Annotated in this window: 10 protein-coding genes; 5 read left to right on the top strand and 5 right to left on the bottom strand. The window is 69.8% G+C overall.

Annotated features, from left to right (window positions below):
* Positions 1-90: 90 nt before the first annotated feature.
* On the bottom strand, positions 91-2,313 hold the full coding sequence (locus EO174_RS18005) for a primosomal protein N' (protein WP_126946419.1): 2,223 nt from the start codon (positions 2,311-2,313) through the stop codon (positions 91-93).
* Between the two features lie 469 nt (positions 2,314-2,782).
* On the opposite strand from EO174_RS18005, the gene EO174_RS18000 reads away from it, so the two are divergent.
* The 4 genes from EO174_RS18000 (at position 2,783) to sppA (ending at position 8,162) form a co-directional block, all read left to right on the top strand.
* Positions 2,783-3,820, top strand: coding sequence for a hypothetical protein (locus EO174_RS18000; RefSeq protein ID WP_126946416.1), 1,038 nt, complete (start codon positions 2,783-2,785; stop codon positions 3,818-3,820).
* Positions 3,807-4,409, top strand: coding sequence for a DUF3106 domain-containing protein (locus tag EO174_RS17995; protein ID WP_164740255.1), 603 nt, complete (start codon positions 3,807-3,809; stop codon positions 4,407-4,409). Before EO174_RS18000 ends, EO174_RS17995 begins: the two co-directional genes overlap by 14 nt.
* Before the next feature lie 390 nt (positions 4,410-4,799).
* Positions 4,800-6,176: an MATE family efflux transporter gene (locus tag EO174_RS17990; RefSeq protein ID WP_126946413.1), complete on the top strand. Its 1,377-nt coding sequence runs from the start codon at positions 4,800-4,802 to the stop codon at positions 6,174-6,176.
* Between the two features lie 84 nt (positions 6,177-6,260).
* The gene (gene sppA / locus EO174_RS17985) at positions 6,261-8,162 is read left to right on the top strand and encodes a signal peptide peptidase SppA (RefSeq protein WP_104650047.1); all 1,902 of its coding nucleotides are present in this window, start codon (positions 6,261-6,263) and stop codon (positions 8,160-8,162) included.
* Between the two features lie 259 nt (positions 8,163-8,421).
* Here the strand turns inward: sppA and EO174_RS17980 are convergent, their stop codons facing one another.
* Positions 8,422-8,637 carry a hypothetical protein gene (locus EO174_RS17980; RefSeq protein ID WP_047127474.1) on the bottom strand — a complete coding sequence of 72 codons (216 nt, stop codon included), beginning with the start codon at positions 8,635-8,637 and terminating at the stop codon, positions 8,422-8,424.
* Positions 8,638-8,743: 106 nt separating this feature from the next.
* Between EO174_RS17980 and EO174_RS17975 the strand changes: the two genes are divergently transcribed.
* Complete coding sequence (locus tag EO174_RS17975; RefSeq protein WP_104650048.1) at positions 8,744-9,520, top strand: SDR family oxidoreductase; 777 nt, start codon at positions 8,744-8,746, stop codon at positions 9,518-9,520.
* A 273-nt stretch (positions 9,521-9,793) separates the two neighbouring features.
* Here EO174_RS17975 and EO174_RS17970 read toward each other — a convergent pair whose 3' ends face one another.
* The 3 genes from EO174_RS17970 to EO174_RS17960 all read right to left on the bottom strand — a co-directional run bounded on the left by EO174_RS17970 (position 9,794) and on the right by EO174_RS17960 (position 11,875).
* Positions 9,794-10,462, bottom strand: a complete 669-nt coding sequence (locus tag EO174_RS17970; RefSeq protein ID WP_119128098.1) for a DUF4124 domain-containing protein — start codon at positions 10,460-10,462, stop codon at positions 9,794-9,796.
* A complete protein-coding gene (locus tag EO174_RS17965; RefSeq protein ID WP_126946410.1) occupies positions 10,459-11,223 on the bottom strand; it encodes a DUF4124 domain-containing protein in 765 nt (254 codons plus the stop codon). Before EO174_RS17965 ends, EO174_RS17970 begins: the two co-directional genes overlap by 4 nt.
* An 88-nt stretch (positions 11,224-11,311) precedes the next feature.
* Positions 11,312-11,875, bottom strand: coding sequence for a Sua5/YciO/YrdC/YwlC family protein (locus EO174_RS17960; protein WP_126946407.1), 564 nt, complete (start codon positions 11,873-11,875; stop codon positions 11,312-11,314).
* Positions 11,876-11,884 lie beyond the last annotated feature (9 nt).

Here is an 11,884-nt window from a genome sequence, read left to right as displayed (position 1 = left end):
CGCCGTCGCGCCCGGGTGCGCTCCTACGGAGCGTGGGCGCATTGGCTAGAACGTGAGTCTGGTGGCAGCGCGGTGCGCGATACGCCTGCACTAGTACAGATCGATCGGATCCACATCCAGCGACCAGCGCACGCGCCGCGCCTGCGGTAGCGCATGGATCGCCGGCAACTGCGCGTCCAGCAGGCGATGCAGCGCCGAACGCTGTTGCGCGGACAACAGCAACTGGGTGCGCTGGAAACCGGCGCGGCGCGGCATCGGTGCCGGCATCGGGCCGTAGCATTCCACTGCGGCAAACGCGGGCGATTGCGTGGTGGTGTCCGCCGTGGTCAGGCCACGCACCGCCAGCAGGAACTGGTTGGCCGCTGCCACGTCCTTGGCTTCGGCGCGGAACAGCGCCAGATGCGCGAATGGCGGAAATCCCGCGGCCTGGCGCTGCTGCAGTTCGGCATCGGCAAAGGCGTGGTAGCCGCCGTTGACCAGGGTCTGCAGCAACGGATGTTCGGGGTGGTGGGTCTGCAGCCAGACCTCGCCGGGGCGGTCGGCGCGCCCGGCGCGTCCGGCCACCTGGATCAGCTGCTGGGAGAGTTTCTCGGCGGCACGGAAGTCGGCCGAGAACAGGCCTTCGTCGATGCCGACCACCACCACCATGGTCAGCCGTGGCAGGTCGTGGCCCTTGGCCAGGATCTGGGTGCCGACCAGGATGCCGGCGGCGCTGCCCAGGCGCGCCAGCTGGGTTTCCAGCGCGTCGCGGCGCTGGGTGGTGCTGCGGTCGATGCGCACCACCGGAAAGTCCGGGAACGCCTCGGTCAGGCGTTCTTCCAGCCGCTCGGTGCCGATGCCTTGCGGCTGCAGCGCCAGGCTGCCGCAGGCCGGGCAGGCCAGCGGTGCGGGCTGGCGCGCGCCGCAGTGGTGGCATTGCAGGCGCCGGCCACCGGCGTGCACGGTCATCGGGGTCTGGTGCAGCGGCGTGCTGCAGCGCTGGCAGGCGGCGGTCCAGCCGCAGTCGTGGCATAGCAGCACCGGCGCATAGCCGCGGCGGTTCTTGAACACCAGCACCTGCTCGCCGCGCGCCAGGGTGGCGCCGATGCCGGCCAGCACGTCCGGCGACAGGCCGTCCTTGAGCGGGCGCTTGCGCACGTCGAGCACGCGCACGCGCGGCGGACGCGCCTCGCCGGCCCGACGCGACAGGCGCAGATGCCGGTAGCGGCCGGAATAGGCGTTATGCAGGCTTTCCAGCGACGGCGTGGCGCTGCCCAGGATCACCGGCACATCCAGCGCCTTGCCGCGCACCAGCGCGAAGTCGCGGGCGTGATAGCGAATGCCGTCCTGCTGCTTGTAGCTGCCGTCGTGTTCTTCGTCGATCACGATCAGCCCGGCATTGGGCAGCGGGGTGAACACCGCCGAGCGCGTGCCGACGATCAGCTTGGCTTCGCCGCGCCAGGCCGCTGCCCACACCCGCGCGCGTTCGCCATCGGACAGCCCCGAATGCAGCGCGTGCACCGGCACGCCCAGGCGGGCGCGGAAGCGGCCCAGCGTCTGCGGGGTCAGGCCGATCTCCGGCACCAGCACCAGCGCCTGGCGACCGGCCGCCAGGCAGTCGGCGATTGCCTGCAGGTAGACCTCGGTCTTGCCGCTGCCGGTGACGCCGTCGAGCAGATAGGTGGCAAAACCGCGCTGCGCACGGATGGCGTCGGCGGCGGCCTGCTGTTCGTCGTTGAGCTGCGGGCCGCTGCCAGGGCGGGGCGGGATGCTGTCGGCCGGCACCGCCACGCGCGCGGCATAGTCGCGTTTGGCCAGGCTGCGTGCGGCCTCGCGCCATTGCGGCAGCAACGGGTCCAGCTGTTCTTCGCCCAGCGCACCGGGCAGCAGCAGGGCGGCTAGCAAGGCGGGGCGGCTGCCGGCGCGCAGGCTGGCGGCGCCGGTGCGCCCGGCCTCGGTCAGTTGCCAGGCCCAGGCATGGGTCTCGGCCAGCGGCTCGCCGCGGCGCAGCGGGCCGGGCAGGGCGCTGGACTGGGCTTCGCCCAGCGGTGCGTGGGTATAGCGCGCCAGCCATTGCAGTGAACGGGCCAGCTCCTCGACCAGCAGCGGGGCGTCGTCGCACCATGCCAGCGCCGCGCGCAGCCCCTCGGCGGAGGCCAACTGCCCGATCTCCACCACCACCCCGACCAGCTCGCGTGGCCCGAACGGCACCCGCACCCGGCAGCCGACCCGCGCCGGGTCGGTCAGCGCGGCCTCGGCCGGGGGCAGATAGTCGAACAATTGGGGCAGCGGCACCGGCAAGGCGACGCGCAGGGTGGCGACGGTCGAGGACATCCGGCCAGTCTACCGACCCTGTCCAGTACCCGGCACGGGCCTGCCGATGGCGCCGGATCGGTGCGCGGGCTTACGACGTGTTTGTGTGACCGAAGTGATAAATCCGACGTAAACCTATGTGAGGGTTAAGGAAACGGGTTTATCCACACTGCCTGTGGATAAGCCTGTGAATTAGTCTCGTGCTCCACGCTGTGAAGGCGGATTCACTAGCCTCTGCAACCTGTTGGACATTTTTTAGCCAATCGGCTTAAAGCTAACAGGATCAATCACTTAGGCGTGAAACACGAATGCAACAAAGAAAAATCAACAGTTGACAGACGCCTGCGTATCGGCATGTCTGCCGCTGTGCACAACCCGCGTCGATGACGGCGGTCGGCGGCATCGGAGCGCAGCGTAGCCAGGTCGATCTGTCAAGCCATCGGCGGGGGCCGATTGCGTCGGTATCATGCCGGCCGATGCTGGAGTTCTCATGACCGTAGTCCCCGACGCCCCTGTCACCCCTGCCGCGTTGTCAGCGTTTTTGCGCGGTGTCGAACGCCGGGGTCTGGTGCTCGCACAACTGCAGTGTGGCGATGGCGCGGCGGCCGAGCGGGCCTTGGCGGCCGCGTTGCGGGCGTTCAGCAGCCAGGCGGCGGGTCGCCCGATGGCCGGCTGGCCGATGCGCTTCTGGAGCCTGCTGGCAACCGCCCCGCCGCTGCGACGCGAGCCCATGCCGGGGACCTGGTTGCCTCCGTTCACCGCACTGGGGCGGATGCAGACCACCGACCGCCTGGCGCTCCTGCTGCGTATCGTGGCCGGGCTGGAAGAAGAACCCGCCAGCGAGGTGCAAGGCATCGAGGTGGGGGCCTATCGGCAGTCCCTGGCCCGCGCCTGTCCGCGCGATGCGGCCGGCAACCCGGACGCGCAGGCCTGGCGGGTGCTGGCCGAGGCGGCGCAGCAGGAGTTGCGCGACCTCGGCCCGGCCCAGCTGAGCCGGCTGGCACAGCTGCGCGAGTCGGCCCTGGCCGGCATGCCGTTGCAGCCTGCCGCGGCCGCGCCCGTGGCTGCCGCCGCCGAGGCGCGGCGCCCGGCCGCTCCGCGCGCCCGGCCTGCCCGCCAGTGGCACTGGCCGCGGATCGACCGCCGCCACGCCGGCATCGTGCTGGCTGTGCTGGCATTGGCGCTGCTGCTCGCCGCGCTGGGCTGGTGGTGGACGCATCGCCGGCCGGCGCTGCCGCCCGAGCCGGTCTCGCAGGCCCCGGCCGGCGTGCTGCACGTCACCGATGCCGCGCCGGTGCTGGTGGAAGACCTTCCCGCCGCCGACTTGCCGGAGGCGGTGGCAAACCCCGGCCTGGATCCGCGCGACCAGGCGATGCTGGCCGACCCGGACCTGGAACTGGCGCGTTCGGCCGATTTCTACGCCTGGTATGCGGCCGGCCATCCGGTGCCGGCCGACGAATCCGGCGCGCATGCCACCACCGCCGACCAGCCTGCCGCCACCCTGGAGACCGTCGATGACGACAATTAAGTGGTGCGGCCTGCTGGCGTTGGCTGTTGTCGGCATGGCCGCTGCGCAGACCCTGCCGGCGCCGTTGGAGGAAGGCAACGCGACTGCGCCCGCCGGCATGCCGACGCCCGCAGCCGCCACTGCCGCAACCCCGAGCGCCGCGCAGCAGCGCGCGCGCTGGGACGCATTGACGCCGGCCCAGCGGGCCGAGCTGCGCGCCCGTTATGCGGCCTGGAAAGGGCTCACCGCCACCGACCGGGTGGTATTGCGGCAGGCACGCGAGCGTCTGCATGGCTTGCCCGACGACCAGCAGCGCGCGCTGCGCACGCAGTTCACCGCAATGGATCGCCTGCATCGCGATGGCTGGCGCCTGGGCTCGCAGCTGGGCGCGTTCTATCCGCAGTTGCAGCCCTTGATCGGCTATGTGCCACCAGCGCAGCGCGACACGTTGCTTGCGGCGCTGCGCAGCCTGGATGCCGGGCAGCTGGAGCAGTTGGCGGTGCTGGCACAACGCACGCCGCCGCAGGAGCGCGATGCCCTGCGCGACGCCCTGCTTGCGCAGGCACCGGCAACGCGCAGCGCCTGGTTGAAGCGCCAGCTGGCGCGCTAAGCGGCAGCGGCGTGACGGCGCCGGTGCACCAGCCCCCGCGCTGGCATCGTCTCCACGCGTGCTCGGTGTCCATCCTCGATGCCGCGCACCGAGGCAGACACGGCGTGGAGGGCATGCAGGGCTGCCGCCTTCGGCAGTGCAGTTGCCCAGGGGGCGATCGTCACGCCGCAGGACATCGACTCCGCTCGTGCCCAGGCATCCGGTCCCGGGGGGGCCGGCCATCACGGCCGCCTGACGTGGCGCATCTGCCGCCCCGTGTGTTCCCGGCCTGGCGTGGTCTTTCCGGCGACCCAACTGCCCATCCCGGAAGTCCGGGTAAGATAGCGGCCCCACGCGACCCGGTGCCAGCGCCTCCCGGCACGGCCGTAGTCCGCGCAGCGATCGGTTTTCATGTCTGTCTCTTCTGCACCCACCTCCGCGGCGCCGCGCTTCGCCGCGGAAGTGCGCACCACCGGCCTGCTCGCATTGCCGCTGGTGCTCGGCCACGTCTCCACCGGCCTGATCGGGTTTGTCGACAACGTCATCGCCGGCCACCACGGCACCGCCACGCTGGCGGCGGTCACCATCGGCACCTCGCTGCTGTGGCTGCCGATGCTGGTGCCGATCGGCACGCTGATCTCGTTGACCGCCTCGGTCTCGCAGCTGCGCGGTGCCGGCCGCGAGCACGAGATCGGCCCGCTGTTCCGCCAGGCCCTGTGGCTGTCGCTGGGACTGGGTGCGGTGATGTTCGCGTTCCTGAGCGCGGTGCCGCCGCTGCTGCCCACCTTCGGGATTGCGCCGGACATCGTGCCGGGCGCAACCGACTTCCTGCACGCGGTGCGCTGGGGCGGGCCGGCGCTGACGTTCTACTTCTGCATGCGCTACCTCAGCGAGGGCATGCACTGGACCCTGCCGACCATGCTGCTGGGCTTTGGCGGCCTGCTGGTGCTGGCGCCGCTGGGCTATGCATTGACCTATGGCAGATTCGGCTTCGCCGAGCATGGTGCGCAAGGCCTGGGCATGGCCTCGGCGATCACCATGTGGGTGCAGGCCAGCGTGTTTGCGCTGTATCTGTGGCGCTCGCACCGCTTTGCGCATCTGCAGTTGTTCGCCCATCTCGAGGGGCCGCGCTGGCGCGCGATTGGCGACCTGTTGCGCACCGGTCTGCCGATCGGCATCACCGTACTGATGGAGGGCGGCCTGTTCATCGTCACCGCCCTGTTGATTGGCCGGCTCGGCTCCACCGAAGCGGCCGCGCACCAGATTGCGATCAACGTCGCGCAGCTGTGTTTCATGATTCCGATGGGCGTGGCCGAGGCCACCACCGTGCGGGTCGGGCATGCGGTCGGGCGCGGCGATCCGCTGGGCATGCGGCGCGCGGCCTGGGCCGGCTACGCCATCGTGCTGGGCACCCAGGCCTTGTCGGCCAGCGTGCTGTTGCTGGGCCACGATGCCATCGTGAGCGTCTATACCGATGACGTGGCGGTGGCGGCGCTGGCCTCGGTGCTGCTGCTGTTTGCCGCCACGTTCCAGTTTCCCGATGGCATCCAGGTGCTGTCCAGCGGCGCGCTGCGCGGGCTCAAGGACACCCGCGTGCCGATGTTCCTGGCGATGTTCTCGTACTGGGGTGTCGGCATGCCGATCGGCGCCGGGCTCGGCCTGGGGCTGGGCTGGGGACCGCAAGGCATGTGGATCGGCCTGATCCTGGGCCTGACCGTGGCGTCGGTCCTGATGGGCTTGCGCTTCCGGCAGACCAGCCGGCGACTGACTGCCGGCACGACCCCCTGACTTCCAGCGCATGCCGCGCGCGCCACGCAGCCGGTATGCTGGACACCATTGAATTGCATGCAGCGTCTTTCGACGGAGTTTTCCATGAACCACCCCGTGCGTCGCAGTCCCATCGCCAGTTTCTTCGTCGGCCTTTGGGATGTGATGAATTTCACCCGGCGCCTGATCTTCAACCTGGTGTTCTTCGGTTTTCTGTTCCTGATGCTGCTGCTGTTCGTGGTGGCGATCGCGCGGGGCGACGGCACCAAGCCGCTGGCCGAGCGCACCACCCTGGTGATCAACCCCGAGGGCACGCTGGTCGAGCAGTTCAGCGCCGATCCGGTGAGCCGCTCGCTGGCCAAGGCGGTCGGCGACAAGAGCGCCGAGGAAGTGCAGCTGCGCGATCTGGTGCGGGTGATCGAGGCGGCCGGCAAGGACCGCAAGATCGAGCGGGTGGTGTTGAACCTGGACAAGTTCCAGCCGGCCGGTTTCGCCTCGCAGCGTGAAGTGGCCGCGGCGCTGCAGAAGCTGCGCACCTCCGGCAAGCAGATCGTCGCCTTCAGCGAGAGCATGAGCCAGGGCCAATACCTGCTGGCCGCTCAGGCCAACGAGGTCTATCTCGACCCGATGGGCAGCGTGCTGCTGGAAGGACTTGGCCGCTACCGGCAGTACTTCCGCGAAGGCCTGCAGGACAAGCTCGGCGTGGACGTGCATCTGTTCCGTGTGGGCGAGTACAAGTCCGCCGCCGAGCCGTACATCCTCGATGCCGCGTCGGCCGACGCCAAGGAAGCGGACCTGTTCTGGATGAACGACGTCTGGCAGCGCTACCTGGCCGATGTCGGCACCGCACGCAAGCTCAGCCCGGCGCAGCTGAGCGCCGGTATTGACACCCTGCCCGAGGGCGTGACCGCCGCCGGTGGCGACCTGGCCAAGTTCGCGCTGCAGCAGAAGCTGGTCGACGGGCTCAAGACCCGCGAGGAAGTCGATGCGCTGCTGACCAAGCGCGGCGTGGCCGACAGCGATGCCGACAGCGGCTTCCGCAACATCGGCTTCAACGATTATCTGAGCCAGCTGCAGGCGCAGCGTTCGGCGATGGACAGCCGCCCGCAGGTGGCCGTGGTGGTGGCCGCCGGCGAGATCAGCGGCGGCGAGCAGCCGGCCGGCCGCATCGGTGGCGAGTCCACCGCCGCGTTGCTGCGCCAGGCGCGCGACGACGACGAGGTCAAGGCGGTGGTGCTACGCGTGGATTCGCCCGGCGGCGAGGTGTTTGCCTCCGAGCAGATCCGCCGCGAGGTGGTCGCGCTCAAGCAGTCCGGCAAGCCGGTGGTGGTGTCGATGGGCGATCTGGCCGCCTCGGGTGGCTACTGGATCAGCATGAACGCCGATCGCATCTATGCCGATCCGTCGACCATCAGCGGCTCGATCGGCATCTTCGGCATGGTGCCCAACCTGACCCGCGCGCTGGACAAGATCGGCGTGCACACCGATGGCGTGGGCACCACGCGGTTTGCCGGCGCCTTCGACATCACCCGTCCGCTGGACCCGGCCGCCGGCCAGGTGATCCAGGCGGTGATCAACAAGGGCTACGCCGACTTCACCGGCAAGGTGGCGCAGGCGCGCCACCAGTCGGTGGACGCCATCGACAAGGTCGCACGCGGTCGTGTGTGGAGCGGTGCGCAGGCCAGGCAGCATGGTCTGGTGGACGCGTTCGGCGGCATGTCCGAAGCGGTGGCCGATGCGGCCAACCGCGCCAAGCTGAGCCGCGGCAAGTTCCGCGTGCGCTACGTGGAAAAGCCGGCCACGCCGTTCTCGCAGTTCATGAGCGGATTTGCCGGCAGCCGCATGGGTGCCTGGATGCTGGGCGATTCGGGCATGGCACGTGCATTGCTGGCGCGCTCGCTGCCGGAAGTGGACACGCAGCTGCGCTTCGTCGAAGACGCCGTGCACGACAGCAAGGCGGGCGGCACCCCGGTCAAGTCGCTGGCGTACTGCTTCTGCGGGTTCTGACGCGGCACGATGCCAGCGTGAGGGATCGACAACGCCGGCCACGTGCCGGCGTTGTCGTGTCAGCGCTCAGGCAACGCCACGATGCGGGCGCGCCAACGACGCAAAAGACAGATGGCAGAACGCATGGCGCCACGGTCGAGCGAACTTATGCGTGTTGGCCGTGCGCACGGGTGCACTGCTCGCCTGGCGCGCAATCGCCTGCGCGCACGTGCATTGCTGCCTGGACACAAACGCGCGCGTGTCAGGCAGCAGGCTTCGGTTACTGCGTGGCCGCGTCGATCGCCTTGCGTTGATCGTCTGCGGCCTGGTCGCTTGCTGCCTGCACCGCATGTGCCTTGTTCAACGGCTGCTGGATGTGGTCGCGCAGGGCAGTGGCCTGTGGCTCGGGCTTCTGCTCGGTAGGCGCAGGTTGCGGTCGCTGACACGCGCCCAGCAGCAGCATCAGGCTGGTCGCAAGAATCCAATGCCGTTTCATCGTCGTGACCTCGCTCGGGGTGGCGGTATCCTAACGCCGGGGCCATCGTAGCGCGTCAACTGCGCTGCGGCGGCCGTTTCCTGCGTCTTGAAAGAGGATCACCCACGTGACAACCCATCGTTGGCGGCTGGATGGACAGACCGCGCTCATCACCGGTGCCAGCGCCGGCATTGGCTTTGCCATCGCGCGCGAATTGCTGGGCTTCGGCGCGGATCTGCTGATGGTGGCGCGCGATGCCGATGCCCTGGCGCAGGCACGCGACGAGTTGGCCGAGGAATTTCCCGAGCGCGAGCTGCATGGGCTGGCCGCCGATGTGGCCGACGATGAAGAGCGTCGCGCGATTCTGGACTGGGTGGAAGACCATGCCGATGGCCTGCATCTGTTGATCAACAATGCCGGCGGCAACATCACCCGCGCGGCGATCGATTACACCGAGGACCAATGGCGCGGCATCTTCGAAACCAACGTGTTCGCCGCGTTCGAGTTGTCGCGTTATGCGCACCCGTTGCTGACCCGCCACGCAGCATCGGCGATCGTCAATGTCGGCAGCGTCTCCGGCATCACCCATGTGCGCAGCGGCGCGCCGTACGGCATGACCAAGGCCGCGTTGCAGCAGATGACCCGCAACCTGGCGGTGGAATGGGCCGAGGACGGCATCCGCGTCAACGCGGTGGCACCGTGGTACATCCGCACCCGTCGCACCTCCGGGCCGTTGTCGGACCCGGATTACTACGAGCAGGTCATCGAACGCACCCCGATGCGCCGCATCGGCGAACCGGAAGAAGTGGCCGCCGCCGTCGGCTTCCTCTGCCTGCCGGCAGCCAGCTACATCACCGGCGAATGCATCGCAGTGGATGGCGGCTTCCTGCGCTACGGGTTCTGACACGTCTGCATGCATGGTCACGCGGACAGTGCCCATGCATGGCATCGGAAGATGCGCAGACATGCGCCGGCCCGTCGGCGCGCCACTCCTCTAGGTTTTTGCCAGCCGCGCCTGCACGCTAGGCAGGCGACAGCGAGGCCCGGTTGTGCCGCGGCGCAATGCACCGCGCCTGCCAACTGGTGATGGTGACGGTTGTCGGTGGCTTGAAGAATCAGCCCGGTCAGCGCGGTGCCGGTACACCGACTGACCTGCGCCGGAGCGCCGCTGCCGGCATCACGGCGTGGCGGATGGATGCGCGCAGCGGCTTTCGTCCAGCACCCGGCGCATCTGCACGTAGCGCTGCTTGCGCTCGGCCGATTGTGCCTCGTCGGAGAAACGCCAGGTGGATTCGGCCTGCTCGGCACGCTGGCGCCAGGCCTCGCACAGGCGCTGGTCCGGCACCGGTGCGCAGCGATCGGTGACCACCTCGCAGGCGCTGCCGCCGCCGGTCGCCGGCCCGCCGGCCAGGTTGGTGGTCTGCATCGGCAGGCAGCGCGTGGCCGGCTCGCGGTCTTCGGTGAAATAGCGCCCGTTGTCGTGCGCGGTGCATTCGAACAGGGGCGGCGGTGGCAGCGTGGATGTCGAGGGCGCGGCAGGTGGCGTCGCTGCCACCGGTGCTGGCGTCGCAGCCGGGGCGGAGGCAGGGGCCTCGGTCTTGGGGGTGGCCTGCGGCTGCGCAGCGGGCGCTGTACGCGCCGGCGCTGCTGCGCCCGATCCACCCTGCGTGAACGGCACTGCGGCCGGTACCGTCATCAGCTTCTTCTGCTGCTGCATGCCTTTCGGGCACGGCATGTTCTGCACGGTGAGCGCGCCGGCCGGATCGGTGCAACGGTAGATCGCCACTTCCTGTGCGTTGGCCAACTCGGCGCTCGCCAGCAGTGCCACCCACAGCCAGCGCCTCATGCGCCGCCGCAGTCGCGCTGCAGGCGCGCGTCGATGCCGCGCTGCTCGCGGCTCAGATCCTGGCGTTCGCTCTGCAGGGCGTTGTTGTAGCGGCGGATCAGTTCCCAGCGACGGTCGGCCAGGCGCGCGCAGACTTCCTGTTCGGGCAGGGCATGGCATTCGTCGCGGATCTGCACGTTGCCGTAGGGCACGATCACCGTGCCGCCGTGGCCGCCGCCGTTGTAACCGCCGTGGTAGCCGCCTCCGAAGCTTGCGCTGCCGCGCAGGCTTCCCCCCCGTCCGGAGCTTCCCTGCACCGCGCCCGCCGGGCGTGGGCTGACCGAGATCGGCGGACGCTGGATGCCGCCGCCGCTGACCGGCGGGCCAATGCCATTGCCCACATAGGCCGGGCCCCAGGTCGGCACCCAGCGCGGATTGCCTTCCGGGCTGTCGCTGGTATAGCGCTCGCCCTCTTCGGTGGTGCACTCGTACATCGGCTGCGGCGGCTGCACGGTGATGATGCGCACCTCGCGCGCCGGCTGCGTGGCGACGGCGGCCGGGGCGGCGTCGGCGCGCTGCGGTCGCGGCGGTGGATCCTGCGGGCGCTGCAGGTCCATTACCTGCTGGCGCCCGCTGCTGCACGGCGCATCCTGCAGGGCGACGGTGCCGGTGCTGCTGACGCAGCGGTAGATCCGCACATTCGGATCCGGTTTGCTGGCGGTGCTGGCCGCCGACGCAGGCAGCGTGGTGGCCAGCAACAGAAGGGTCAGGACGGTACGCATGGCCGCAGTGTGCGCGTCTGCCGGGCTATGGGCAAAGGGGGAGGCGGTGTGCAGGCAGGCGCGCCGACAGGCGGGGCGTGGTCACTGCTCAGTCGCGCAGGATCTGTCCGCTGCGGGCATCGCGGATCTGGGTCGGTTGCGCCAACGCGCCCACCTCGCCATCCATCACCCCGTCGATGCTGGCCAGCAGGGCCGGGTCCAGCACCTGGCGGCTGCGCGCGGGTGGTTCGCCGGCCAGGTTGGCGCTGGTGGAGACCAACGGGCCGCCCCAGGCCGCACAGAGCGCGGCGACCACCGGATGCGCGCTGATGCGCACCGCCAGCCCGTCGTGCGTGCCCGTGACCCAGCGTGGCGCCTGGGCGGTGATCGGCAGGATCCAGGTATGCGGGCCCGGCCAGCTGGCCAGCACTTCCTGCCTGCGGGCCGGCGCCAGTGCGTCCATATCCACCCACGCGTGCAGCACATCCACGCTGGCAGCGACCACGATCACGCCCTTGTCGACCGGACGACGCTTGATCTCCAGCAGCCGCAGCACCGCAGCCTGCTGGCGCGGGTCGCAGCCCAGTCCCCACACCGCTTCGGTGGGATAGGCGATCACGCCGCCCTGGGTCAGGGTGGCGACGGCGCTGTCCAGGCTGAGCATGTGCTGCATGCGGCGCCC

It is taken from the genome of Xanthomonas sp. BRIP62418 (assembly GCF_003993495.1).
In the GTDB taxonomy this organism is placed as follows: domain Bacteria; phylum Pseudomonadota; class Gammaproteobacteria; order Xanthomonadales; family Xanthomonadaceae; genus Xanthomonas; species Xanthomonas euroxanthea.
The sequence above is the reverse complement of the archived record's forward strand: the minus strand, read 5'-3'. Positions and strand labels throughout refer to the sequence as shown.